Origin of the sequence: Rhodoferax sp. OV413, from assembly GCF_900104385.1 — a bacterium.
GTDB lineage: Bacteria > Pseudomonadota > Gammaproteobacteria > Burkholderiales > Burkholderiaceae_C > Rhodoferax_B.
In genome coordinates, this window is the sequence record NZ_FNJA01000004.1 from 197,398 (window position 1) to 220,700 (window position 23,303).

Annotated in this window: 22 protein-coding genes and 1 pseudogene; 10 read left to right on the top strand and 13 right to left on the bottom strand. The window is 64.2% G+C overall.

Going from position 1 to position 23,303, the window contains the following annotated elements; all coding sequences use genetic code 11:
- Nucleotides 1–21 precede the first annotated feature (21 nt).
- The 3 genes from BLT66_RS15440 to BLT66_RS15450 all read left to right on the top strand — a co-directional run bounded on the left by BLT66_RS15440 (nt 22) and on the right by BLT66_RS15450 (nt 3,420).
- Nucleotides 22–915, top strand: a complete 894-nt coding sequence (locus BLT66_RS15440) for a LysR family transcriptional regulator (RefSeq protein WP_092758653.1) — start codon at nt 22–24, stop codon at nt 913–915.
- A gap of 113 nt (nt 916–1,028) precedes the next feature.
- Entirely contained in the window at nt 1,029–2,306 is a 1,278-nt protein-coding gene (locus tag BLT66_RS15445; protein ID WP_092758655.1) for a YjgN family protein, read from the top strand.
- On the top strand, nt 2,299–3,420 hold the full coding sequence (locus BLT66_RS15450) for a M48 family metallopeptidase (RefSeq protein ID WP_255406929.1): 1,122 nt from the start codon (nt 2,299–2,301) through the stop codon (nt 3,418–3,420). The genes BLT66_RS15445 and BLT66_RS15450 overlap by 8 nt, the downstream gene beginning before the upstream one ends.
- Before the next feature lie 75 nt (nt 3,421–3,495).
- Here BLT66_RS15450 and BLT66_RS15455 read toward each other — a convergent pair whose 3' ends face one another.
- Together BLT66_RS15455 and BLT66_RS26800 are read right to left on the bottom strand one after the other, a co-directional pair.
- Entirely contained in the window at nt 3,496–3,702 is a 207-nt protein-coding gene (locus tag BLT66_RS15455) for a hypothetical protein (RefSeq protein ID WP_143029230.1), read from the bottom strand.
- A gap of 55 nt (nt 3,703–3,757) precedes the next feature.
- Entirely contained in the window at nt 3,758–3,922 is a 165-nt protein-coding gene (locus BLT66_RS26800; protein ID WP_176955065.1) for a hypothetical protein, read from the bottom strand.
- Nucleotides 3,923–4,189: 267 nt separating this feature from the next.
- Here BLT66_RS26800 and BLT66_RS15460 point away from each other — a divergent pair, with 267 nt between their 5' ends.
- Both BLT66_RS15460 and BLT66_RS15465 read left to right on the top strand, forming a co-directional pair.
- The gene (locus BLT66_RS15460; protein ID WP_092758659.1) at nt 4,190–4,591 is read left to right on the top strand and encodes a hypothetical protein; all 402 of its coding nucleotides are present in this window, start codon (nt 4,190–4,192) and stop codon (nt 4,589–4,591) included.
- 227 nt (nt 4,592–4,818) lie between these two features.
- Nucleotides 4,819–6,084: a putative Na+/H+ antiporter gene (locus BLT66_RS15465; protein ID WP_092758661.1), complete on the top strand. Its 1,266-nt coding sequence runs from the start codon at nt 4,819–4,821 to the stop codon at nt 6,082–6,084.
- A 22-nt stretch (nt 6,085–6,106) separates the two neighbouring features.
- On the opposite strand, the gene BLT66_RS15470 is transcribed toward BLT66_RS15465, so the two are convergent.
- Together BLT66_RS15470 and BLT66_RS15475 are read right to left on the bottom strand one after the other, a co-directional pair.
- On the bottom strand, nt 6,107–7,444 hold the full coding sequence (locus BLT66_RS15470; RefSeq protein ID WP_092759174.1) for a chloride channel protein: 1,338 nt from the start codon (nt 7,442–7,444) through the stop codon (nt 6,107–6,109).
- A 124-nt stretch (nt 7,445–7,568) separates the two neighbouring features.
- Nucleotides 7,569–8,276 (bottom strand): annotated as a pseudogene (locus BLT66_RS15475) (GNAT family N-acetyltransferase); the annotation flags it as partial.
- A 105-nt stretch (nt 8,277–8,381) separates the two neighbouring features.
- Between BLT66_RS15475 and BLT66_RS15480 the strand changes: the two are divergent.
- Nucleotides 8,382–9,887 carry a MocR-like pyridoxine biosynthesis transcription factor PdxR gene (locus BLT66_RS15480; RefSeq protein ID WP_092758665.1) on the top strand — a complete coding sequence of 502 codons (1,506 nt, stop codon included), beginning with the start codon at nt 8,382–8,384 and terminating at the stop codon, nt 9,885–9,887.
- 23 nt (nt 9,888–9,910) lie between these two features.
- Nucleotides 9,911–10,804, top strand: a complete 894-nt coding sequence (locus tag BLT66_RS15485; RefSeq protein WP_092758667.1) for an alpha/beta hydrolase family protein — start codon at nt 9,911–9,913, stop codon at nt 10,802–10,804.
- Nucleotides 10,805–10,972: 168 nt separating this feature from the next.
- Here BLT66_RS15485 and BLT66_RS15490 read toward each other — a convergent pair whose 3' ends face one another.
- The 4 genes from BLT66_RS15490 to BLT66_RS15505 all read right to left on the bottom strand — a co-directional run bounded on the left by BLT66_RS15490 (nt 10,973) and on the right by BLT66_RS15505 (nt 14,306).
- The gene (locus BLT66_RS15490) at nt 10,973–11,539 is read right to left on the bottom strand and encodes a helix-turn-helix domain-containing protein (RefSeq protein WP_255406930.1); all 567 of its coding nucleotides are present in this window, start codon (nt 11,537–11,539) and stop codon (nt 10,973–10,975) included.
- Between the two features lie 189 nt (nt 11,540–11,728).
- Entirely contained in the window at nt 11,729–12,613 is an 885-nt protein-coding gene (folD, locus tag BLT66_RS15495) for a bifunctional methylenetetrahydrofolate dehydrogenase/methenyltetrahydrofolate cyclohydrolase FolD (protein ID WP_092758671.1), read from the bottom strand.
- 9 nt (nt 12,614–12,622) lie between these two features.
- The gene (locus BLT66_RS15500; protein ID WP_092758673.1) at nt 12,623–13,555 is read right to left on the bottom strand and encodes an electron transfer flavoprotein subunit alpha/FixB family protein; all 933 of its coding nucleotides are present in this window, start codon (nt 13,553–13,555) and stop codon (nt 12,623–12,625) included.
- Nucleotide 13,556: 1 nt separating this feature from the next.
- Nucleotides 13,557–14,306 carry an electron transfer flavoprotein subunit beta/FixA family protein gene (locus tag BLT66_RS15505; protein WP_092759175.1) on the bottom strand — a complete coding sequence of 250 codons (750 nt, stop codon included), beginning with the start codon at nt 14,304–14,306 and terminating at the stop codon, nt 13,557–13,559.
- Nucleotides 14,307–14,429: 123 nt separating this feature from the next.
- On the opposite strand from BLT66_RS15505, the gene BLT66_RS15510 reads away from it, so the two are divergent.
- Together BLT66_RS15510 and purU are read left to right on the top strand one after the other, a co-directional pair.
- Nucleotides 14,430–16,883 carry a GcvT family protein gene (locus tag BLT66_RS15510; protein ID WP_092758675.1) on the top strand — a complete coding sequence of 818 codons (2,454 nt, stop codon included), beginning with the start codon at nt 14,430–14,432 and terminating at the stop codon, nt 16,881–16,883.
- Between the two features lie 52 nt (nt 16,884–16,935).
- The gene (purU, locus tag BLT66_RS15515; protein ID WP_092758677.1) at nt 16,936–17,811 is read left to right on the top strand and encodes a formyltetrahydrofolate deformylase; all 876 of its coding nucleotides are present in this window, start codon (nt 16,936–16,938) and stop codon (nt 17,809–17,811) included.
- A gap of 96 nt (nt 17,812–17,907) precedes the next feature.
- On the opposite strand, the gene BLT66_RS15520 is transcribed toward purU, so the two are convergent.
- Together BLT66_RS15520 and BLT66_RS15525 are read right to left on the bottom strand one after the other, a co-directional pair.
- Nucleotides 17,908–18,645, bottom strand: coding sequence for an ABC transporter substrate-binding protein (locus BLT66_RS15520; protein ID WP_092758679.1), 738 nt, complete (start codon nt 18,643–18,645; stop codon nt 17,908–17,910).
- 21 nt (nt 18,646–18,666) lie between these two features.
- Nucleotides 18,667–19,500, bottom strand: coding sequence for an AraC family transcriptional regulator (locus tag BLT66_RS15525; protein WP_255406931.1), 834 nt, complete (start codon nt 19,498–19,500; stop codon nt 18,667–18,669).
- 45 nt (nt 19,501–19,545) lie between these two features.
- Between BLT66_RS15525 and BLT66_RS15530 the strand changes: the two genes are divergently transcribed.
- A complete protein-coding gene (locus tag BLT66_RS15530) occupies nt 19,546–20,016 on the top strand; it encodes a gamma-glutamylcyclotransferase family protein (RefSeq protein ID WP_176955066.1) in 471 nt (156 codons plus the stop codon).
- Between the two features lie 76 nt (nt 20,017–20,092).
- Here the strand turns inward: BLT66_RS15530 and BLT66_RS15535 are convergent, their stop codons facing one another.
- The 3 genes from BLT66_RS15535 to BLT66_RS15545 are packed head-to-tail and all read right to left on the bottom strand — an operon-like array spanning nt 20,093 to nt 23,247.
- A complete protein-coding gene (locus BLT66_RS15535; protein WP_092758683.1) occupies nt 20,093–20,737 on the bottom strand; it encodes an ABC transporter ATP-binding protein in 645 nt (214 codons plus the stop codon).
- On the bottom strand, nt 20,730–22,310 hold the full coding sequence (locus BLT66_RS15540; RefSeq protein ID WP_092758685.1) for an ABC transporter permease: 1,581 nt from the start codon (nt 22,308–22,310) through the stop codon (nt 20,730–20,732). The genes BLT66_RS15535 and BLT66_RS15540 overlap by 8 nt, the downstream gene beginning before the upstream one ends.
- A complete protein-coding gene (locus BLT66_RS15545) occupies nt 22,291–23,247 on the bottom strand; it encodes a LysR family transcriptional regulator (RefSeq protein ID WP_255406932.1) in 957 nt (318 codons plus the stop codon). The genes BLT66_RS15540 and BLT66_RS15545 overlap by 20 nt, the downstream gene beginning before the upstream one ends.
- Nucleotides 23,248–23,303: the final 56 nt, after the last annotated feature.

Here is a 23,303-nt window from a genome sequence, read left to right on the forward strand (position 1 = left end):
GAATAACTGCATGATTCATCGATGAAATCAATTAATATCTCGGCCCGCGACCTGGAGGCCTTCATGGCGCTGGAGGCCACGCGGCACTTCACCCGCGCGGCCGAGCGCTGCAATCTGTCGCAGAGCGCGTTCAGCCAGCGAATCCGGCGCATCGAAGAAACGGCCGGCGTCAAGCTGTTCGAGCGCTCGACCCGGCATGTGGTGCTGACGCCCGAGGGCAGCGTGTTTGCCGACGAGGTACGGCGCATCGAGCAAGACCTGCGCAGTGCGCTGGCCAATCTGCAGGACCTGGCCGCGCGCCGTATCGGCCGGGTGGCGGTGGCCGCCCTGCCCTCGATCGCTGCGGTGTGGATGCCGGCGGCCATCGCCCAGTACCGCGCCCAGCATCCGCAGATCGACATCCAGCTGACCGACTGCCTGGCCAGCGCCAGCCTGGCCCTGCTGCGCGAGGGCAAGGTCGACTTTGCGCTGACCGCCGGCGGCGACCTGCGCGAATTCAGCACCCGGCTGCTGCGCAAAGAAGGCTACTGGCTGGTCTGCCGCAAGGACCACGTGCTGGCCCGGCACACCAGCGTGCGGCTCAAGCAACTGGCCGGCCACGCCATGGTCCACATGGCGCGCAACAGCAGCGTGCGCCAGCACCTGGAACAGGCCACGGGCGTGGAACAGCTGACCGGTTCCAGCATGGAGGTCGAGCACCTGGCCACCCTGGCGGCGCTGGTGGCGCAAGGCCTGGGCATCGCCATCGTGCCCGAGCTAACGCTGTTCCACTTCCAGAGCCCGGCTCTGCACACCTGCCCGGTGCGCGAGGCATCGCTGCACCGCCCGCTGGTGCTGGCCCAGCGCAGGGGCGAGGCGCTGTCGGTGGCGGCGCAGGCCATGGTGGCGCTGCTGCTGGCGCAGATCAAGGCCTGAGGCGTCCCTCTTTTCTATGAAAAACATAGCTGCATGCGCAGTCTAGATAAGCGCTAGCGGCCATTACCGCTAAGTCGCACTGCTACACTTCCCGGCAGTTGAAAAGGGAGAGCATGGACTACCAGGACACCCGCGACGGCAATGCGCTGCCGCCTCCAGCGCCCTCGCGCTACGCCCCGCCCGCCGGCCAGATCGACGCGCATCCGCTGGAATTCAGCGGCAGTGGTGGCGGCTACTTCCGGGTCTGGGCCGTCAACGTGCTGCTGTCCATCATCACCCTGGGTTTCTACACGCCCTGGGCACGCCGGCGCACCGCGCAGTACTTCTACAGCCACAGCCTGGTGGCCGACAGCCCGCTGGAATTCACCGCGCAGCAACGCAAGATGGTGGTCGGCTTTGTGCTGCTGGTGCTGCTGACCCTGGCCTACAAGATCGCGGTGGAAAGCGGGCAGCACACGGCCGTTGCCTTGTTCCTGCTGGGCGGCGCCGCGCTCGCGCCCTACATCTGGGGCAGCGCCATGCGCTTCCGCCTGGGCGCAACGCGCTGGCGCGGCCTGCGCCTGCAATTCACCGCCCGTTGGCGCGAGGTCTACATTGCCAGCTGGCCGGTATTTGCGCTGGCACTGGTGTGGATAGGTGTGGTGTTCGGACTGCAGGTGCTGGCGCCCGAAGCCAGCGAAGCCGTGCAGCAGGCCGGCGCCAAGGCGCGCAAATCCTTGCCCAGCGTGACCTGGGCCATGGGCGGTGTAGTGCTGTTAGGCATCGTGCTGTCGCTGCTGTGCGCCATCCGCCTCGAATACAACTACAAAAGCCTGCTGGTGCTGCGCACCCGCCTGGGCGCGGCGGCTGGCCGCTGGAAGCCGGTGTACCTGGATTTCGTCAAGATCTGGCTGGCCACGGTGGCGGTGTTCGTGCTGTCCATCGCGCTGATCGGTGCGCTGCTGGCAGCGGCCATCGGCGGCTCGGCGGTGCTGTTGATGGGCCAGGCGCAGCGGCCGGGGCCGTGGATGTTTGTGCTGGTGCTGGCCGGCGTGGTCGGCGGCGTGGTGCTGCTGGTGCTGGCCTCGGCGCCGGCCCGCGCCTACCGCGAAGCGCGGATGTTCCAACTGGTGTGGAACAACGTGGGCCTGGGCCAGGTGGGGCGCTTCAAATGCGGGCTGCGCACCCGCAGCTATGTGCTGCTGCGCATCCAGAATATTTTGCTGACCCTGTTCACTTTGGGCCTGTACCGCCCGTTCGCCCGGGTCAGCGAATACCGGATGAAGTTTGAATCGGTGACCTTGTTCGTCAAAGGCGGTGTGGACCAGGTGACGGGCGCCATGGTGCGCCAGCAGCAAGGCGCGCTCGGCGATGCGCTGGCCGATGCCGCGGGGCTGGACCTGATTGGCTAGCGCCCTGCCCGCGCTGGTGCCGGCGCGTTGGTTCGACGGCCTGAGCAGCCATGCCCAGCCGGTACTGGTCAGCCTGGTGCCGGCGGCCGGCGGACCCAACTTGCTGCTGCATCCGCTGGCCCAGGCCGGCATGCCGCCCACAACATTTCGCCACGCCGATGTCGGCTGGCCCGAAGCCTGGAGCGCCCGCAAACCGCAGCTGCGGCTAGTGGTGGATTTGCGCGAACACGGTAGCCTGGAGATTGACGCGGTGGCCGACTGGCAGGCCGCATTACAGGCCGCCGGCGCCCGCCCCGGCCTGGCCCAGCGCCTGCAAACCCGCTGGCCGGCGCTGCTGGGCGCGGTGGCTGTGGCCGCCATCGGGCTGGCGCTGTTCTACCGCTACGGCACGCCGTGGCTGGCCACCCAGCTCACCGGCCAGGTGCCGCTAGCCTGGGAAACCACGCTGGCCGAGCAGGCGCTACAGCAGTTGGACGATGGCACACTGAAACCCAGCCAGTTGCCCGCCGAGCGCCAGGCCGCGTTACGCAGCCGCTTCGACGCATTGGTGCAGCAGGTTCCGGCCACGCTGCAGCGCTATGGCGGCTACCAGCCGCGTTTCACATTGGCGTTCCGCTCGGGCATGGGGGCGAATGCATTTGCGCTGCCCGGCGGCACCGTAGTGCTGACCGATGGGCTGGTCAAAGCCGCTGCAGACAAGGGATTGGACGACAACGCCCTGGTCGGCGTGCTGGCGCATGAGATGGGCCACGTGGTGCACCGCCACACCACCCGCATGCTGGTCGAGCAAGGGGTGCTGAATGTGGGCCTGGGGCTGGCGCTGGGCGATGTGTCGGGGGTGTTGTCTACCGGCGGCGCCCTGCTGACGGGCCTGGCCTACCGGCGCGGCCACGAACGCGAGGCCGACTGCTATGCCATCGCGCTGCTAGGCCATGCGGCCCTGCCTACCGCCCCCATGGGCCAGCTGCTGCTGGCGATTGCACAGGGGGACGACAAAGCGGCCAACAAGGAAGGGGCAGCCTCGCCATGGACGCTGCTGAGCAGCCACCCGGACACCGTGGAGCGCGCCACTGCGCTGCAACAAGGGCACACGCAGCAGTGCCCCAAAGACTAGAAAAAATAACGCCAAACGGGGCGTTTTCGCATATTAGATATGCGCGAGAAGCTATCTAAACGATAGCGCTCGGATTTAGATGATGGCGGTCAGTTCCGACGACTTCACAAAGCTGGAACCGGCGCGTGGCCATTCGACCAGCACGCCACCGTCGGTTTGTGCGACCACATAGCCATCGGTGCGCAAGATGCTGCCACGGCGGACCAGGTTCACACGCTCGCCCGGTGCAAAAGTCGCGCTGGCAACGGTGAACAAAGATTTGAGGAAATAAATAACTTGCATGGTGGTACTCCAAAATATTCAGGCACACGCCTGTGGCCACAACGGCCGGATGAAATTAGTGCGACTGCAGCCAGTAGCGTTCGCGGGATTCCAGGTCGGCAAAAGACTGGGCCTTGCCGAGATAGCTTTCCACATCCCGCTGATCCTGTTGGTCCATGCTGCGGCCCATTGCCTGGACAGCGCGGCGGGCAGCCAGCCAAAGTAAAAAGAAGATGTTCATGGCAAAAGATTCCTGGAGATGAAACGCACCCCGTTTCAGGGTTAACCCTAGTATCGCACAAAGCCGGTGCAGCTGCGCACAAAAACATGCGTATTAGCCGGCTTTGTGAGATATAAGACACGCTTTAGCCTCACTTTGGTGCATAACCAGCTGTATTCCGGCGCTGTCAGGCTACCTAGACGGCGCATCGGGCATCTCTGTACTGCTGTCTGATTTATGATCGCCCGCTGGCTTTTCAGCAGGGGCAATCAGCGCCTCCCAGACGATATGAGCGTCCCTTTTCCGATTCGCAAGGAGTGCCCGCCCGGCGCGTGCATTTGCGATCGCAATGCTTTGCTGAACGACCCGCAGGCCGATCTGCGCATCCTGAAGCTGACCAGGGAAGAAGAGCAAAAGCTGCTAACCCGGCTGGAGGCGCTGTCCAGCCTGGCTGATCTGAAGAACATGGAAAGCCGTCTGCACGCTCAGTTGGGTATACGCCTGAGCATCACCCCCAGCATCCATGAAGTACGTACCCTGCGTGGCATCAGCATACAGGTGGCTGACCAGCCGGGCCTGTGCCGCAAGACGCGACAGAACATCCCTACCGCGATCCGCCGCAGTTTGGAGAAAAATCCCGACATCGCCTACGCGATCCTAGACGCCCAGGGTTTGTGGGACGGCCGCTAGGAGCCTTTCGGAGCTCTCGCCGCCAGGTTCAAATCCCTATCGAATACCCCGGGCCGACAGCTTTTTGGACCGTACCGGAGCGCCGCGGGTTGGCGGAAGGCATTACGGCTGCCTCAATCAGGGCCTTCGCCCAACGTAAAATGCCAGCGGGTGCCCAGAGAATGCTCTCTATGTGGCAGGTTTAGCGAAGGTCGGGCCGCCTCGCAGCTTTACTACGACTAGACCCCATGCCTTCCCACACCATCGAACTGATTGCGGCCGCGCTTTTTGCGGTTGCTCTCGCCCACACCTTCGCGGCCAAGCAGCTAGAACGCTTATCCCACCGGTTCCCTCGCCATGCGGGCTTATTCCACCTGCTGGGCGAAGTCGAGGTCGTCTTTGGGTTTTGGGCCATTGTTCTGGTCTTCTCTATGGCGGCGGTGGGCGGCAGCAACCAGGCGCTGGCTTATGCCGAGTCGCGGCAATACACCGAACCCCTGTTTGTCTTTGTGGTAATGGTGATTGCGGCCTCCCGCCCCATACTGCATGCGGTGATGGCTTCCGTCGACATGATTGCGCGGCGCCTGCCCCTGCGTACGTCGCTGGCGAGCGCATGGCTGGGCCTGGCCGGCGTGCCGATTCTGGGCTCACTCATCACCGAGCCAGCTGCCATGACGATTGCCGCGCTCATGCTGGCACCGCAGGTTTTCCGATCCGAGGTGCCGGAACGGATCAAGTATTTGGCGCTGGGTGTTTTGTTCGTGAACGTGTCGATTGGCGGAACATTGACATCCTTTGCCGCCCCGCCGGTGCTGATGGTGGCCTCAGCCTGGCAATGGGACTCGATGTTTATGCTGACCCACTTTGGTTGGAAAGCCGCCCTGGCCGTCGTCTTTAACGCGAGCTTGGCGACATTCCTGCTGCGCACCCATTTGCAGGATGCTCCGGTTAAACCAAACCACAAGCCGGACCCGGCCGCACAGATGCCACCGCTGGTCATCGCCGTGCACTTGGCGTTCCTTGCTGCGGTCGTTGTGCTGGCCCACCACCCCGTGGCCTTTCTCGGGCTGTTTCTGATGTTCCTGGGTTTTGTCCAGGCCTACGAACGCCACCAAAACCCGCTCATTGTCAAAGAAGCGCTGCTGGTCGCGTTCTTTCTGGCGGGCCTGGTAGTTCTGGGCGGATTGCAACAATGGTGGTTGCAACCCATCGTGTCATCGATGCCGCCCCGCGTGCTGTTCTTTGGCGCGACCGCTTTGACGGCGGTGACAGACAACGCCGCGTTGACCTATCTGGGCTCGTTGATCGCCGGAATTTCCGACGAGGCCAAGTACAGCCTGGTCGCAGGTGCGGTCGCAGGCGGTGGCCTGACGGTGATTGCAAACGCCCCCAACCCCGCGGGCGTGGCGCTTTTGAAGCGCGGATTCGCCGATGAATCGGTAGGTGCTGGAGGACTCTTGCTCGGAGCAATAGTCCCTACGGTTGTGGCCATGGCCGCATTGATGCTGCTCTAGACATGAACTGCTAGCCCGCTCGTCAGTGGGCGGCCGGCGGCCGGTGGCTGGCCGGCATAAACGGCCGGGTCAGAAAGTCCGACAGCGTGCCATACAAGGGCCGGCTCAACATGCGCGACACCAGGCTGGCCAGCATCGCCGCCGACATCAGGCTCAGCACCATGGCATGGCCATCAACCATCTCCATCACGATGATGAACGCCGTAAGCGGTGCCTGCGTCACCGCTGCCAGGAAAGCCGCCATGCCCATGGCAATCAACGCTGCCGACATGTCACCCCCCATCAGCATGGCCACGTTGTGCCCCACGCCCGCGCCAATCGATAGCGACGGGGCGAATATTCCACCCGGCACACCGCACCAGGCGGTGAGCCAGGTGGCGGCGAATTTCAAAGTCACATAAAAGGCCGGCACACTGGCTTCCCCGGCCAACATATCCTTGACCGCATGCGAGCCCGCACCAAAGGTGGCGCCGCCCGTCACGGTACCGATGAGGGCAATCACCAGACCTCCGGCCGCGGCAAAACGTACCGGATAGCGGCCACGCCACTGGCTAATGCGGTCCGGAGAACCAGTCAGCGAAGCCGCCAGCAGCCTGGCGAAAAGACCACCGAGTACGCCACTGGCCAGCGTAACCACCAAGCCGGGCAGCAAGCCATCCCAACCAAAATGCGGCACCTTGATGACGCCGAAATAGGTGAGGTTGCCAAAGGTGGAAACCGCTACCAGGCCGGCCAGCACAATCGCGGTAATGATCAGCCCGCTGCTGCGCGATTCGAGCTTGCGTGACAGCTCTTCAATAGCGAACACCACGCCCGCCAAAGGCGCGTTGAACGCGGCGGCAATGCCCGCGGCACCGCCTGCCACCAAGAGGGCATGCGTACTGAGCCCCGAGCCCGGGCGCAACCAGCGCTGCGCATGTTGCATCACCCCCGCAGCCACCTGCACCGACGGTCCTTCGCGGCCAATCGACAAACCGGCCAGCAGCCCAGCGGACGACAAGCCGATTTTGGCCAGTGTGAGCCGCATGGACACAAACCGGCTACGCGCCTCGGCCGGCAAACCCGGGTCCAGCGCCGCCATGACCTGTGGAATACCCGAGCCACTGGCGCCCGGGAAGTAGCGCCGGGTGGTCCAGACTATGCCCGCAGTCAATGCCGGGGTCCAAATGAAAACACTCCAGGGATACCGTTGGTACAAGAGATCAAACCAGCCAAAAGTACGATCGCTCAGCAGCGTGAACCCCACGACGAAAAGGCCGGCCGCCGCCGCATAGGCCAGCACCACGGCCCGCTCTATCCACAAACGTCCGTCGGACAGTTCCCCACGGAGGTTGGCAAGAAAATCGGGTTCGTGGTGCATATGGAGCAGCATTTTGGCATGCACTCCGCGGCCTCATGCTTGAAATGGCTTCCAGCGCAGACTGTGGCTGCGCAGTCCGCTACCTATTGCATAGCATAGGACGCTACAGCGCCTAGATATGCGACGCCGCGCGTATCTGCGACAACGAGCGCTGTTGCTGCCCTTGGGCGTCGAAGTTCTCCGGTGCCAGCCATTGCATAAAGCTGGCGCGCAGCGCCGGCCATTCCCCGTCGATGATGGAAAACCAGGCCGTGTCGCGGTTGCGGCTTTTGTAGACCGTAGCCTGCAAAAAGATGCCTTCAAAGCGGAAACCCAGGCGCTCGGCCGCCAGCAGCGAGGGTGCGTTCAGGTTGTCGCACTTCCACTCGAAGCGCCGGTAGCCCAGGTCGTCGAACACATACTGCATCAGCAGGTACTGGGCTTCGGTGGAGATCGGCGTGCGCTGCAGCAGCGGCGAGAACACCACGAAGCCGACTTCGATCACACCGTTGGCCGGGTCCATGCGCATCAGCGCCAGCGTGCCCACCGCGCGTTCGGTCTTCAGGTCGATCACCGCATAGTGCAGGAAATCGCTGTTGGCCGCCGCCCGCTCGGCATGCGCGCGGTAGTCGACGGCGCTGGTGAACGGGCCTACGGGCAGGTAGGTCCAGTCGCGCCCATCGGGTGCCTGGCTATAGGCCGCGTACAGATCGTCGGCGTGGCGCTGCGGGTCCAGCGGCTCCAGCCGGCAGTAGCGCCCCAGGATGGGCGCGCGCGCCGGCAGTGCGCGCGGGCTCCAGTCGGGCAAGGGCTCGCCTATGGCTTGCTGGTAGGCATTCAAAGTGTGGGGCATACGGGCTTTCGGGTGGCAGTGTCGGGGCAATGGCAGAGCCTGAAGATAAGCCATCCGTGGAGGGTTTGAAAGTGCCACACTTGCAACATTTGATAGTGCCACGCCATGACCCCCTCTCTGCCCGCAGCCCAGGTCTTGTTTGAAACGCCATTGGCCACCCAGCCGGCCGCCGAACCCTTGCAGCGCCAGCTGCACCAGCGCCTGAAGCAGGCCATCCTGGACGGCCGACTCGCGCCTGGCAACCGGCTGCCGGGCTCCCGTGCGCTGGCCGAAGGGCTGGCCATTTCGCGCAACACCGTGACCGCGGCCTACGAGCATCTGGCGGCCGAGGGCTATGTGCAGCAAGACCGCCAGGGCACGCGGGTGGCCACGCTGTCGCGCCCGGCCCGGCCACGGCCGGTGCGGGATACCGCCGCAGCCCCGCAGACGGCCCGGCGCCTGGCGCAGATCCAGCCCACCACCCAGCACACCGATGCCAGCAGCGCGCTGCGTCCGGGCGTGCCTGCGCTGTCGCACTTTCCGCTGGCGGCCTGGCGGCGCGCCTACGACCAGGCGATCCGCCGCGCCGGCACAGCGGCGCTGGGCTATGGCCACCCGGCCGGCGAGCCGGCCCTGCGCACCGCCATCGCCCGGCACCTGGCGATTGCCCGCGGCGTGCGCTGCGAGCCCGCACAGATCGTGATCACCGAGGGCACGCAGGAGGCGCTGGCACTGTGCGTGCGCCTGCTGACCAACCCCGGCGACACCGCTTGGGTCGAAGACCCGGGCTACCGCGGCGCCAAGGTTGCCATGCAGGGCGGCGACCTGCGCGTGGTGCCGATGCGGGTAGATGCCGAAGGCCTGGTACTGGCCGATGGCGACTGGAAAGCCCAGCCGCCGCGCCTGGTCTACACCACGCCCTCGCACCAATACCCGGCCGGCGCCGTGCTGACGGTGGCGCGCCGGCTGGACCTGATCGCCCAGGCGCGGCGTGCCGGCGCCTGGATCATCGAGGACGACTACGACAGCGAATTCCGCCACGCGGGCGAACCCATAGGCGCAATGCAAGGCCTGGTGCCGCAGGCGCCGGTGCTCTACGTGGGCAGCTTCAGCAAGACCATGTTTCCGTCGCTGCGCCTGGGCTTTCTGGTGCTGCCGGAGGCGCTGGTGGCCGGGCTGCAGACACCGCTGCAGGAGATGCTGCGCGGCGGCCACCGCTACGAACAGCTGGCCATGGCCGAGTTTGTGGAAAGCGGCCAGTTCAGCCGCCACCTGGGCCGTATGCGCCGTCTGTACCGCGACCGCCAGCAGGCGCTGCGCGAGGCCCTGACCCGGCACTTGCAGCTGCCGCACACCCTGGAAGGCGGCCACTGCGGCCTGCACCTCACCGTGCGGCTGCCAGCCCGCTACCCCGACAAAGCCATCGCTGCAGCCGCCCTGCATTACGGCATCGCGCCCTCCCCGCTATCCGCCTTCGCACTGCGGCCGCTGCCGCAGGACAACGGCCTGGTGTTGGGCTACGGCAATACCTCGGCCGAGCTGTTCGAACCCCTGGTGCAACGCCTGTCGCAGCTGGCGCTGGCGACGGGACGCAACTTTTCGCACCAGCGCGCGTCGAAGGCCGACGCCTAGAGCCAGCTTTAAACGGGACGACCATGAATTTCCGAAACCCTCTCTTTCTCCGGGCCCTGTGGGGCATGGTGACGCTGCTGTTGACAGCATGCGTGGCAACCTCTGCGCTGGCCGACATCAGCGTGCGGGAGATCAAGATTCCGATGACGGTCAAGGGCATGCTCAGCGATTCCCACATCCAGCTGTCCGCCACCGAATACAAGCCCGAGGGCGACGGGCCGTTTCCGCTCTTGCTCATCAACCATGGCACGCCGCGGTCCCAGGCTGAATTTGCGACGGTGAAGAACAACTACGCCTGGCAGGCCCAGCTCTTCGCCCAGCGCGGCTTCGTGGTGATCCATACCTTGCGTCGCGGCTATGGCGGCTCGGACGGGCCATGGGCCGAGAACTATTTCAGCTGCGCCAACCCCGACTACATCGGTGCCGGACTCGAAACCGCCAAGGACATCCATGCCGCGCTGGAATACGGCCGCGCACAGCCCTATGTCGATGCACAACACGTGGTGTTGCTCGGGAAATCCGCCGGAGGCTTTGGTGTGCTCGCCCTGTCCAGCCAGAACCCCGCGGGTGTGGTTGCCACTATCAACTTTGCGGGCGGGCGCGGCTCACGCGGGCCAGACAATGTCTGCAACGAGGGCAAGCTGGTGGACGCCTTCAGCCACTATGCCAGCACGACCCATGTACCGATGCTGTGGTTCTATTCGGAGAATGACCACTTCTTCGGCCCGGCGCTGGCGAAACGCTTGGGCGAGGCCTATCAATCCAAAGGCGTAGACCTTGACCTGGAAATCGTGCCGGCCTATGGCAACGATGGGCACAGCTTCTTCGAGGGTCGCCCGAATGCGTCCGTTTGGGTGCCAACGGTGGATGCGTTCTTCAAGAAAATCGGATTGCAGGACTTTAAACAGTCCAATTGAATGACGGCCTGGCATGGCTCCAAAGGTCCAGCAAGTGGCGTAGCCTGGTTCTAGAAATTCAGCCAAACAAGGCTCTAGCGCATATTCCTCCAGCGCGAGAAGCTATTTATTTAATAGCACCACATGTCCCCTGCCAACGAGAGACCGTCGGCAGTAGGCGCAAGGCAATCAGTAAGTGGGTGGTGAAATCACCCAGACGGCGATCGTTTCCGTTGTGCCTGGATTGGCCCAGCGAAAAGGCTCTCGCACAATCCGAAAGCTGTCTCCGGCCTGCAGGTGAAAAAGCTTTTTGCCGATCCACAGGTCCAGGCTGCCCTTGACGATATAGCCTTCCTCTTCGGTGTCCCGCTGGGTGAACTCCGTGAGCTTGGCACCCGGCTTGAAGGTGCTTAAAAACGTTTCAAACGCACCGCCGATGTCGGGGGACAACAGCTCCTCCATCAGGCCATCGGTACGGCTGCCGAACAGCTGCCGTTTGTCGGCACGAACAATGCGGCCACGTTCGTCCTTGGGCGCGGTTTCGGTGACAAAAAACCATGCCACAGGAAGGCCTAACAGCTGGGCAATGCCACGCAGGTCCGCGATGGAGGGATGCGTGCGTCCGCGCTCTATCTGGCTGATGAAGCTGACGGACCGGCCAATGGCTTGCGCGATGTCGATGAGCGACTTGCCCCGTGCTTTGCGCAGCTTGCGGATCTTGCCGCCCAGAATGGCGGCATCGCAGTCGTTCGGCAAGGCGCTATCGGCGGGTGGGGATATCGGCGTTTTCGATTTAGGCATGGGAACAGGCGAGGCGGAGGGCTAGGCGGACCAAGGCGGGACGCGCTCGGTGGGATCGCGAAAGCCGTAACTCTACTGCAGCATTTCGCCTGCCTGTATCTGAACGGGGATGCAAACCGTATCGTGTGACGGATGGACCAGGCTTCAAGCGTTGACCAAGGCGCTGTCGGCCTGGGCAACCCCGTGTGTACGTTCTGCCGACTCCAAGGTGTTGACGATCAACATCGTCACCGTCATGGGGCCGACCCCACCGGGCACAGGCGTGATGTGCGAGGCCTTTTGCCTGACGCCGTCAAAGTCCACATCACCAACGATGCTGCCATCAGCCAATCGGTTGATGCCCACGTCGATCACCACCGCGCCCGCCTTCACCATCTGGGGCACGATCAGCCCCGGCTTTCCTGCGGCCACCACCAGGATGTCCGCAAGGATGGTGAACTGCGCCAGATCGCGGGTTTGCGCATGGCAGATGGCAACCGTCGCCTCTTGCTGCATCAGCATCAAGGCCATGGGCTTGCCCACGATGTTGCTGGCGCCTACGACGACCACGTTCTTCCCCCGCACCGCTATGCCTTCGGACTGCAGCAGCTTTTGCACGCCGTAAGGTGTGCAAGGCGGGAAGATGGAGTTGCCGACGACCAGGCTGCCCACGTTGTACAGATGGAATCCATCCACGTCCTTGTGGTGCGAAATCGTCTCCAGCACCTTGCGCACCGAAATGTGCGCTGGCAGGGGAAGCTGCACCAGGATGCCGTGCACAGCGTCGTCTTGGTTGAGGGCCCGGATTCTGACCAGGATTTCGTCCTCTGACACCGCGGCAGGAAATTTGAACAGCGTGGACTTGACCCCCACCTCGTGACAGGCGCGGACCTTGTTGTTCACATAGACCTGGGATGCAGCGTCGTCGCCCACCACGATCACCGCCAAGCCTGGGGGACAGCCACTCCGTACGAGCCGTTCGGCCCGCTCTTTGCATTCCTGGCGCACGACCCGCGCCAGGGCTTTTCCATCAATGATTTTGGCAACCATGGGGTCGTCTTACAGCGCTGCGACCAGCTCAGGCACGGCCACAAACAAGTCCGCCTCCAGCCCGTAATCGGCCACGCTGAAGATCGGTGCCTCGCCATCCTTGTTGATGGCCACGATGACCTTGCTGTCCTTCATGCCGGCCAGATGCTGGATCGCACCCGAGATGCCGGCTGCGATGTACAGCTGGGGCGCGACGATCTTGCCGGTCTGGCCGACTTGCCAATCGTTCGGGGCGTAGCCCGCATCGACTGCAGCGCGGCTGGCGCCCAGAGCTGCACCCAGCTTGTCGGCCAGCGGAATCATCACTTCGTTGAACTTCTCGGCGCTGCCCAGAGCCCGGCCACCGGAGACGATGATCTTGGCGGCGGTCAATTCGGGGCGGTCGTTCTTGGCGATTTCGCTGCCCACGAAGGTGGACTTGCCGGCATCGGCAGACGCGCTGAGCACTTCCACCGTGGCCGAGCCACCGGTGGCGGCAGCCGGGTCGAAACCGGTGGTGCGCACGGTCAGGACCTTGGTGGCGTCCAGGCTTTGCACGGTGGCGATGGCGTTGCCAGCGTAGATCGGGCGCTCGAAGGTGTCGGCGCTGAGGACCTTGGTGACGTCGGAGATCTGGGCCACATCCAGCTTGGCGGCCACGCGGGGGGCGATGTTCTTGCCGGAGGCGGTCGCAGGGAACACCAGGTGGCTGTAGCCCGAAGCTACGGCCAGCACCTGGGCGGCAACGTTCTCGGCCAGGCCGTGTTCGAAGCCGGGGGCGTCGGCGTGCAGCACTTTGCTGACGCCAGCGATCTGGGCGGCAGCGGCGGCGGCAGCACCGGCATTGGCACCGGCGATGAGGATGTGGACGTCACCACCGCAGGCAAGTGCGGCGGTGACGGTGTTCAGGGTTGCGCCCTTGACGCTGGCGTTGTCGTGTTCGGCAATTACAAGAATCGTCATGTCAGATCACCTTGGCTTCGGTTTTTAGTTTGGCCACCAAGGTGGCGACGTCTGGGACTTTGATACCGGCGCTGCGTTTGGGCGGCTCGGAGACTTTGAGGGTCTTGATGCGCGAGGTGACATCAACACCCAGGTCTTCGGGCTTGAAGACATCCAGCTGTTTCTTCTTGGCCTTCATGATGTTGGGCAGGGTGACGTAGCGGGGTTCGTTCAGGCGTAGGTCGGTGGTGACCACGGCGGGCAGGCTCACAGAAATGGTTTCCAGGCCGCCGTCGACTTCGCGGGTGACGTGGGCTTTGCCGTCCACTACTTCGATCTTGCTGGCAAAGGTGGCTTGCGGCAGGTCGGCCAGGGCCGCCAGCATCTGGCCGGTCTGGTTGCAGTCGTCGTCGATGGCTTGCTTGCCCAGGATGACCAGGCCGGGTTGTTCTTTGTCGACCAAGGCTTTGAGCAGCTTGGCGACAGCCAGGGGTTGCAGTTCTTCGCTGGTTTCGACCAGGATGGCGCGGTCGGCGCCGATGGCCATGGCGGTGCGCAGGGTTTCCTGGCATTGGGTGACGCCGCAGGAGACGGCGATGATTTCTGTGACCACGCCTTTTTCTTTGAGGCGTACCGCTTCTTCCACAGCGATTTCGTCAAAGGGGTTCATGCTCATTTTGACGTTGGCGATGTCTACTCCGGTTCCGTCGGTTTTGACGCGGACCTTGACGTTGGAATCGGTGACCCGCTTCACTCCGACCAGTACCTTCATGTTGCTGCCTTCCAAAAAATGTTGAGGAACGAGCGCTGTTTTTCGCTCCGATGAAAAAATATATCACGAATAATTATTTTTGAGGATAATATTTACATGTAATTTCTTCAAAGGATGCATCGTATGGCCACAGCAGTTCCGTCCCACGCAGACGTCGTCATCATTGGAGGCGGCGTCGTCGGCTGCTCCATCGCCTACCACCTGACGAAGCTCGGCATCCGCGATGTGGTGCTGCTGGAGCGCAAGCAACTGACCTGCGGCACGACCTGGCATGCCGCAGGGCTCGTGGGGCAGCTGCGTGCCACGCGCAACCTGACCGAGCTGGCCAAGTACACCTCGGAACTGATCCATGAACTGGAGCGCGAGACGGGCCAGGCGACGGGCTTCAAGCAGAATGGCTCGTTCAGCGTGGCCTTGAACGCCGAGCGCATGGAAGAGCTGAAACGCCAGGCGTCCATGGCACGCAACTTCGGCCTGGATGTGGATGTAGTGTCGCCCAAGGAAATCTTGGAGCGCTACCCCTACCTCAGCCTGGACGGCGTGGTGGGCGGCGTGTTTCTGGCAAAGGACGGGCAATGTAACCCGGTCGATGTGACCCAGGCCTACGCCAAAGGCGCGCGCATGGGCGGTGCCAAGATCATCGAAGGGGTGAAGGTCGAGCGCATCATCAAGGAAAGTGGCCGCGCCGTCGGCGTCGTCACGGACCAGGGCGACGTGCGTTGTTCGACGGTGGTGATCGCGGCCGGCATGTGGTCGCACGAGCTGGGCCGCCAGACCGGTGTGAACCTGCCTTTGCATGCGGCAGAGCATTTCTACGTGGTGACGGACCACATCCAGGACCTGCCCGGCAATCTGCCGGTGCTGCGCATCCCGGACGAATGGGCTTACTACAAGGAAGATGCCGGGAAGATTCTGCTGGGGTGCTTCGAACCGGTGGCCAAGCCCTGGGGCATGGGCGGCATCCGCGAAGACTTTTGCTTCGATTCCTTGCCCGAAGATATGGACCACTTTCTTCCGGTGCTGGAGAAGGCTGCCGCACGCATGCCGATACTGGAGAACACGGGCATACAGACCTGGTTCAACGGGCCGGAGAGCTTTACGCCGGACGACCGCTATCTGCTGGGTGAAACGGCCGAGGTCAAGGACTTGTTTGTCGCCTGCGGCTTCAACTCGATTGGTATCCAGAGTTCCGGTGGCGCTGGCAAGGTGCTAGCCGAATGGATACGCGACCGCCGCCCGCCCATGGACCTGGTGGACATCGATGTGCAGCGCATGAACCCGTTCCAGGGCACCCGCCAGTACCTCAAAGACCGCACGGTAGAAACCTTGGGGCTGCTGTACAAAACGCACTACCCGTTCTACCAGTACACCACGGCCCGCGGCGCGCGCCGAACCCACTTCCATGACAAGCTGAAGGACGCGGGCGCCGTGTACGGCGAGCTAGCCGGATGGGAGCGGCCCAACTGGTTCGCGCCCAAGGGTGTCGAAGCCAAGTACGAATACAGCTACGGCAAACAGAACTGGTTCCCGCACACCGGCAACGAATGCCGCGCAACGGCCGATACGGTGGGCATGTACGACCAAAGCACGATGACCAAATTCATCGTCGAAGGCCGCGACGCGCTGCGGATGCTGGAGACGATTTCGGCCAACAAGATCGACGTTGCCGTGAACCGGCTGGTCTACACCCAATGGCTCAACCCGCGGGGCGGGATTGAGGCCGACCTGACGGTGACGCGCCTGGGCGAAGACCAGTTCATGGTCGTCTCCGCGGCCGCCACGCAGTTCCGCGATCTTTCCTACCTACGCCGCCATGCACAGGCTGTAGACCATTGCTTCATCAGCGACCAGACCGCGGCACTGCCCATGCTGGGCGTGATGGGGCCGCAAGCGCGGGCCTTGCTGCAACAGGTGTCGCCGCGGACCGATTTTTCCAACGAAGGGTTTGCGTTCGGCAGCTCGCAGATCATCGAGATCGGCTACGCCCAGGTGCGCGCCAGCCGCATCACCTACGTCGGCGAGCTGGGCTGGGAGCTGTACATACCCGGCGAATTTGCGCTGCACGTGTACGAGCAGCTGATGGCGGCAGGCGCAGCCCATGGCCTCCAATTTGCGGGCATGCATGCCATGAACGCCTGCCGCATGGAGAAAGGCTATCGGCATTGGGGCGACGACATCAGCGTGGAAGACACTCCTATCGAAGCCGGCCTGGGCTTTGCAGTCGCCTGGGAGAAGCGCTATGACTTCATCGGCAAAGAAGCGCTGCTGAAACAGCGGGCTTTGGGCGTCCCCAAGAAGCGCCTGGTCCAGTTTCGCCTGACCGGCACCGACCGCCTGCTGTACCGCGAAGAACCGATCTTCGTCAACGGGCAGCGCTCGGGCGCGATCACCTCCGGCATGTACGGCCACCGCGTCAACGCTTCGCTCGGCATGGGCTATGTGCGCGCCGACGAGCCGATCACCGCGGCCTGGGTGGCCGCGCAAAAGTTTGAGATCGAGATCGGATGGCAGCGCTACGAAGCACAGGCGCAACTAGAGCCCTTCTACGACCCCAAAAACCTGCGCATCAAGGCCTGAGCACAGCGACGCGCCACCTATTTCCCCGGCCTTCCTCCAGAGCATCTTCCAAATGACCTATTCAACCCAAAAGCCCAACACCCACACGCTCTGCGTCAGCTGCCCATCCGCCACCGGCATCATTGCGGCCATCACCAGCCATCTGGCGGGGCGTGGTTACTTCATTTGCGAGCTGTCACAGTACGACGACGAAGACACCAAGCGCTTCTTCATGCGCTGCACTTTCGAGGTGAACAGCGACTCCACCGACGAGGCGTCGATCCTGGGGCCGTACTTTGGTGCCATTGCCGATAGATTTGGCATGGCCTGGAACGTGCACCGCACGGATCGCGCCAAGCGCGTGCTGCTGATGGTGTCCAAGTTTGACCACTGCCTGCGCGACCTGCTGTACCGCTGGGAAGCCAAGGAGCTGAACATGCACATCGTCGGCATCGTGTCCAACCACACCATGCTGGAGCCCATGGCGACACGCTACGGCGTTCCCTTCCACCATCTGCCGGTGACCAAGGAAACCAAAGACGCGGCGGAGCAGTCTCTCCGTGAACTGGTCAACACGCAGAACGTCGAGTTGGTCGTGCTCGCCCGTTACATGCAAATTCTGAGTGACTCCATCTCGCGGGACCTGGATGGCCGCTGCATCAACATCCACCACTCCTTCCTGCCCAGCTTCAAAGGCGGGTCACCCTATGCGCAAGCCCATGGCCGGGGTGTCAAGCTGATGGGCGCCACGGCCCACTACGTCACCGGCGACCTGGACGAGGGGCCGATCATCGAACAAGACGTGCGCCGCATCGACCACCGCTATTCCGTCACTGAGATGCAGGCCATGGGCCGCGAGGTGGAAAGCGGGGTCTTGTCCCGCGCGGTGCGCATGCACCTCGAAGACCGCATCTTCCGAGACGGAAACAAGACCATTGTTTTCGCCTAGCCAACCAGTGAAGCTGTGACGAGGCGATAAAAATCAAGAGGAACAGGGCTATAGCGCATATTCCACTAGCGCAAGCAGCTATTTATTCAATAGCAACTACGGCTGTGCGGCCGGAGCCACCGACGCGCCCTGGATGCCATGGCGCAGCAAGGCGTCGGCCACGAAGCCGCTGGCCTTCATGTCTTCCACATACTTGTGCAGCAACTGGGCGGCGGCCGCGCCCCGGCCCTTGGGCAGGCCCATGGCCTGCTGGATCACCATGAAGCGGCCGGGCAGCAGGCGCAGGCCGGGCAGGCGGCGCGCATCGGCCTGCAGCTGCTGCTTGACGCCGGCCGCCACCTCGGCGCCCTGGGCGATGAAGGTGTCAACCACGGCGGGCGATGTGGGTGCGCGCAGGATCTCGGCGTGCTGGATTTCGCGGCTAAGGTGCAGGTCGTAGGCGCTGCCTTTGCCGACCACCACGCGATGGCCCGCGCGGTCCACCTCGGCGTTGTCGGTGATGGGCGAATCCTGGCGCACCAGGTAGGCGCCTTCGATCAGCACATAGGGCGCGGTAAAGGCGATGCCCGCGCCGCGCACCGGGTCTACTGCGAAGAAGCCGAAATCGGCCTTTTCCTGGGTCACCGCCTCGACCGACTTGCCGGCCGTGTCGAACACCACCAACTCCACGTCCACGCCCAGCAGCTGGGCGAAGCCACGCGCCAGGTCAATGGACACGCCAAAGGGCTGGCCGTTGGTATCCAGGTTGGCGAGTATGGGATTGCCCAGGTTGATCGAGGCACGCAAGGTGCCGGTAGGCGCGAAGCTGGCGATGAGGTCGGAGGAAATGGTCATGGCTTTATGGCTTTCGGTAGGTCAGCGGGTGGTAGATAAATCGGGAGCAATAGCAGTCATCGCAGACTCGGTCTGCGCCGGGCGGAAGCTGCCCGGCGTGCAATCCAGCACTGCGCGAAAAGCCGCCACATAGGCGGCTGGGCTGGCAAATCCGAGCGTATGGGCAATCGACTTGGTGGAACGGTTGGCGGCCAGCAAATCGAGCGAGGTAATGATGCGTGCGCGCTGCCGCCAGTCACGAAAGCTCAGGCCCACTTCTGCGCCAAAGCGCCGGCTGAAGGTACGCGCGGACATGGCCGCATGGGCAGCCACCGTTTCCATCGGCATGCTCCACTGCTGGCCGGCCATGAGTTCGACCAGGGCGGCGTGCAGCCGCACATCCTCCGGCATCGGCAAATGCGTGGGCAGGCAAGGGGTTTCGCGCAGCGCATGCAAGAGCAGCCGCGCCATCAGGCCGCGCATCACCGGGCTGCGTTGCGCGTCAAACAAACCCAGCACCAGCTCCTGGACCAGCCGCGACGCCACCACCACGTGCACCTCGTGGGCCCGCGCAAAGCCCTCGCATTGCGCGATCCATACGGGGTCGAAGTACACCGTGCGCATCTCGGTAGCCGACAGCATCTGGATCGCATGCGGCTGCTGCGCGGGCACCCAGAGTGCGCGCTGCGGCGGCACGATCCAGCGGCTGGGCCCGGTGTCGACCTGCATCACGCCACTGATGGCAAACACCAGCTGCCCTGTCGCATGCTGGTGCTGCGGTAGCCGGGCGTCCCGCGCATGGTGTTTGGCGAGCACGCTCCAGCCGTCCGCATATTGGCGCTTGGTCGATATGTTTTGGCCTTCTACTTTTGGCATGCCACCATAGTATCGAAGCCTGACCACTTTGACCAAGGCTTACCCATGCACACTGCTACACATCCGACCACCACGACGCTCGCCGCGTCACCCCAGCCTGCTCAGCAAGTGGCGGTGTTTTTCTACGGCAGCTTCATGCGCCGCGAGGTGATGGCCAAGGGTGGCTTTGCGCCCGAAACCATCGAGGTGGCGAGGCTGGGCGGGTTCGACATCCATATCGACCCGCATGCCAACATCAGCCGGTCCGGGCAGCACGCGGTGTATGGAGTGCTGGTGCTGGCCACGCACGCGGACTTGCAGCGCCTGTACTCGATGGATGGCATCGGCGTGTTCTTGCCCCAGGCCGTGCTGGTGGAAACCGAGGGCGGAAAGCTGCAGCCCGCGCTGTGCTACATCCCGCCCGCGCGTGGCAACCAGCCGGCGGACCGCGGCTACCTTGCGCACCTGGTCAGCGCGGCACGCGGCTATGGTTTTCCGGGCTGGTATGTGGAGCGGCTGGAGAGCTTCGCCCACTGACAGGCATGGATATTTAGACAAAATCGGGCTCTGGCGCATATTCCATCTGCGCCAGCAGCTATTTATTCAATAGCAACTACCAGAGCTGCTGCAAGCGCCCGGCCACCAGCCGCAGGCCGCGCGTGGCCATGGCCCGGGCCTCGGTCTCGTCATGCGTCACCAGCACGGTGGCCATGCCGGCGTCAAAGATGCGCTGGCGGAATTCGGTTTGTAAGTCCAGCCGCAGCGCAGCATCGAGCGCCGAAAACGGCTCGTCCAGCAATAAGGCGCGCGGCGCGGTGATCAGTGCGCGGGCCAGGGCCACGCGCTGCTGCTCGCCGCCGGACAAGGTCCACACCTTGTGCCGCGTGTGGGCAGCCAGGCCGAAGCGCTCCAACATCAGCTCGGCGCGCTGGCGCGCCTGGGCCTTGGCCACGCGCTGCTCGACCAGGCCAAAGGCCACGTTGTCGCGCACATCAAGGTGCGGGAACAGCGCGAAGTCCTGGAACATCAGCGCGAAGCCGCGGCGCTCGGGCGGCTGGCGGCTGATGTCTTCGCTGTCGAACCAGACGCTGCCGGCCTCGGCCGCCTCCAGCCCGGCGGCGATCTTCAGCAGCGTGCTTTTGCCGCTGCCGGATGGGCCGAGCAAGGCGACGATTTCGCCCTCGGCCACCTGCAAGCTCAGGTCGTCGGCCAAGGGGCGAGCACCGTAATGTTTGGTGATGTTGCGCAGTTCAAGCATGGGGAGGTTCCGCCCGGCGTGGGCCTTCAATCAATGCAAACGCGGCCAGGGCCAAGGCCATCAGCACACAGGCCAGTACCAGCGCTGCATCGGCGTTGGCCGCACCGGGCCGGCCCAAGCGCTGGTAGATCAGGGTGGTGAGAGTCGCCCATTCGGGGCGCGATAAAAACAGGGTGACGGCAAACTCGCCCAGCGCCGTGGCTGCGGCAAACGCCATGCCGCGGCGCAGCGCCAGCGCGACCATCGGCAGGGTCACGCGCCAGAACACCCGCCAGGGCGTAGCACCCAGGCTGCGCGCGGCCTGCGGCAGGTGCTCGGGCAGGCTGTCGAGCGCGGCGGCCAGCGACTTGGCGACAAACGGATAGGCGAGCACCGCATAGGCGCTGAGCAGCAGCGGCAGGCTGGCAGTCCACTGCGGGTACAGCAGCAGCAGGCCAAAAGCCACGGTGATCGGCGACACCACGAAGGGCAGAAAGGCAGCGGCGCGCAGCGCCACCGAGGCCTGGGCCGCCAATGCGTGCAGCACGCCCAGCACCGTGGCCAGCAGCAGCGCGATGGCCGAGAAGCGCAAGGTGTTCCACAGCGCTGCCAGGGTCTCGGCATCCCACAGCAGCGCCCAGCTGTCCCAGCCCGCGTGCACGGCGCGCCACAGGATCGCCAGCAACGGCGCGGCGCAGAAGAAGGCCAGCACGGCCAGGGCCGCTAGCACACCCAGCCAGTGCGCGGGGCGGCTCGGGCGACGGCGGGCGATGGGCTGCACGCGGGTCGGCGTGGCCAGGCGCTTTTCGATCAGCGCATAGCCCCAGGCCACTGCGCCGGTCAGCAGCAGCATCCACAGCGCCAGCAGGCTGGCCGGAGCCAGCCGCAGCTCGTGGGCGACCAGGGTGTAGATCTCCACCTCCACCGTGGCGTAACGCTGGCCGCCCAACACCAGCGCCAGGCCGAAGCCGGCGAAGCAGTACAAGAACACCAGGCACAGGCTGGACGCCAGCCAGGGCGCAATCGCCGGCCATTCAACCCGCCAGAAGGCGCGCCAGGGTGTGGCACCGAGAGTGCGGGCCGCCGCCACGCGCTGCGCGCTCACGTGGCCGAGCGCGTCGACGCCGGCACGCACCACCACGCAGAGGTTGAAGAACAGGTTGCCGTACAGCAGCAGCCAGGGCGTGTCCTGCAGGTCCAGCCCCAGTACATTGCTGAGCACGCCGCGCGGCCCCCACAGCGCCAGTACGCCCAGGGCGGCTACCAGCGTGGGCACCACAAACGGCAGCATCAAGAGGCGCAGCACCAGGGTGCGGCCCGCAAATTCCCAACGCGCCAGCACCCAGGCCACGGGCAGGCCCAGCAGCAGCGCGGCGATGCAGGTAGCCGCCGCCTGCAGCACCGACCACAGCACGCGCCAGCGCAAATACGGGTCGGACCACAAGGCCCAGGGCGAAGTCGGGGTTTGGCTGGCCAGGTCGCCCCACCAGCCCTCGAATGCCAGCCGCAGCACCGGGGCCAGCAGCAGCACGGCCAGGGTCAGCAGCGGCAACAGGCCCAGCAGCCAGCGGCGATCAAAGACCATTTTTTGCATGCGTGTCGCCATCACCGCCCGTGCTGGGCACTACCGCCAGCAGTTGTTCACGCATCCACACATGGGCGGCCGTGCGGTTGTGTTTGATGTGTCCGTAGGCCTTCAAGGTGTAGCGCGGCAGAGGAAACGGTGCCGGGTAGATCGCGATGTCGGCCGATTCCTGCAATATCTTGGCCGCGTAGCGGGGCACGGTCATGATCAGCGCCGACTGGGCCACGATGAAGGGCGCAGCCAGCACCGAAGGCAGCTGCACGGCCACCTGGCGCTGCAAACCCTGGCGGTCCAGCACTTTGTCCACGAAGCCTGTGGCCTCGTTCCAGGGTGTGACCACCACATGCCGTGCCGCCAGATACTGGTCGAGGTCCAGCCCGCCACGGATCAGAGGGTGGCGCCGGCTGGCGATGACCACATAGTCGTCTTCCAACCAGGTAAAGCTTTCGATGCCGGGGGTGGGCTCCATGGCCTCGTCCACATAGCCCAGGGCAAAGTCGATGCGGCCGCTGGCCAGTTCCTCTGCCGATTCGCGGCCACTGGAGTAAACAGTCTTGAAACCCAGGCCGGGCGCCACGTCCTGCATACGGGCCATCAGGCGCGGCAGCACAGCAAAGGCGGTGTAGTCGGTGGCGGCCAGCACGAAGACCCGGTCGCTGCTGGCGGGGTCGAAGCTGCCCGACATGGCCAGGCCACGCGAAAAAATTTCCAGCCCGGCAGCCACCGGTTCGGCCAGCCGTTCGGCATAGCCTGTGGGTTGCATGGCATTGCCCACGCGGACAAATAAATCGTCCGCCAGCACCTCGCGCAGCCGGGCCAGGGCATGGCTCAAAGCCGAGGGGCTCATGGCCAGCTCGTCGGCGGCGGCCGTCACCGAGCGGTGGCGGAACAGGGCATCCAATGCCAGCAGCAAATTCAGGTCCAGGCGGCGCAGGTTGGAATGCATAAACCCCATCATATTCTGAAAAAAATGCACTTCCTGCATTTGGCAGTGCGTCGTAG

Coding starts and splice junctions, on each gene's coding strand:
- BLT66_RS15440 (WP_092758653.1), top strand. CDS start 22: ATGAAATCAATTAATATCTCGGCCCGCGACCTGGAGGCCTTCATGGCG.
- BLT66_RS15445 (WP_092758655.1), top strand. CDS start 1,029: ATGGACTACCAGGACACCCGCGACGGCAATGCGCTGCCGCCTCCAGCG.
- BLT66_RS15455 (WP_143029230.1), bottom strand. CDS start 3,702: ATGCAAGTTATTTATTTCCTCAAATCTTTGTTCACCGTTGCCAGCGCG.
- BLT66_RS26800 (WP_176955065.1), bottom strand. CDS start 3,922: ATGAACATCTTCTTTTTACTTTGGCTGGCTGCCCGCCGCGCTGTCCAG.
- BLT66_RS15460 (WP_092758659.1), top strand. CDS start 4,190: ATGAGCGTCCCTTTTCCGATTCGCAAGGAGTGCCCGCCCGGCGCGTGC.
- BLT66_RS15465 (WP_092758661.1), top strand. CDS start 4,819: ATGCCTTCCCACACCATCGAACTGATTGCGGCCGCGCTTTTTGCGGTT.
- BLT66_RS15470 (WP_092759174.1), bottom strand. CDS start 7,444: ATGCACCACGAACCCGATTTTCTTGCCAACCTCCGTGGGGAACTGTCC.
- BLT66_RS15480 (WP_092758665.1), top strand. CDS start 8,382: ATGACCCCCTCTCTGCCCGCAGCCCAGGTCTTGTTTGAAACGCCATTG.
- BLT66_RS15485 (WP_092758667.1), top strand. CDS start 9,911: ATGAATTTCCGAAACCCTCTCTTTCTCCGGGCCCTGTGGGGCATGGTG.
- folD (WP_092758671.1), bottom strand. CDS start 12,613: ATGGTTGCCAAAATCATTGATGGAAAAGCCCTGGCGCGGGTCGTGCGC.
- BLT66_RS15500 (WP_092758673.1), bottom strand. CDS start 13,555: ATGACGATTCTTGTAATTGCCGAACACGACAACGCCAGCGTCAAGGGC.
- BLT66_RS15505 (WP_092759175.1), bottom strand. CDS start 14,306: ATGAAGGTACTGGTCGGAGTGAAGCGGGTCACCGATTCCAACGTCAAG.
- BLT66_RS15510 (WP_092758675.1), top strand. CDS start 14,430: ATGGCCACAGCAGTTCCGTCCCACGCAGACGTCGTCATCATTGGAGGC.
- purU (WP_092758677.1), top strand. CDS start 16,936: ATGACCTATTCAACCCAAAAGCCCAACACCCACACGCTCTGCGTCAGC.
- BLT66_RS15520 (WP_092758679.1), bottom strand. CDS start 18,645: ATGACCATTTCCTCCGACCTCATCGCCAGCTTCGCGCCTACCGGCACC.
- BLT66_RS15525 (WP_255406931.1), bottom strand. CDS start 19,500: ATGCCAAAAGTAGAAGGCCAAAACATATCGACCAAGCGCCAATATGCG.
- BLT66_RS15530 (WP_176955066.1), top strand. CDS start 19,546: ATGCACACTGCTACACATCCGACCACCACGACGCTCGCCGCGTCACCC.
- BLT66_RS15535 (WP_092758683.1), bottom strand. CDS start 20,737: ATGCTTGAACTGCGCAACATCACCAAACATTACGGTGCTCGCCCCTTG.
- BLT66_RS15540 (WP_092758685.1), bottom strand. CDS start 22,310: ATGCAAAAAATGGTCTTTGATCGCCGCTGGCTGCTGGGCCTGTTGCCG.
- BLT66_RS15545 (WP_255406932.1), bottom strand. CDS start 23,247: ATGCATTCCAACCTGCGCCGCCTGGACCTGAATTTGCTGCTGGCATTG.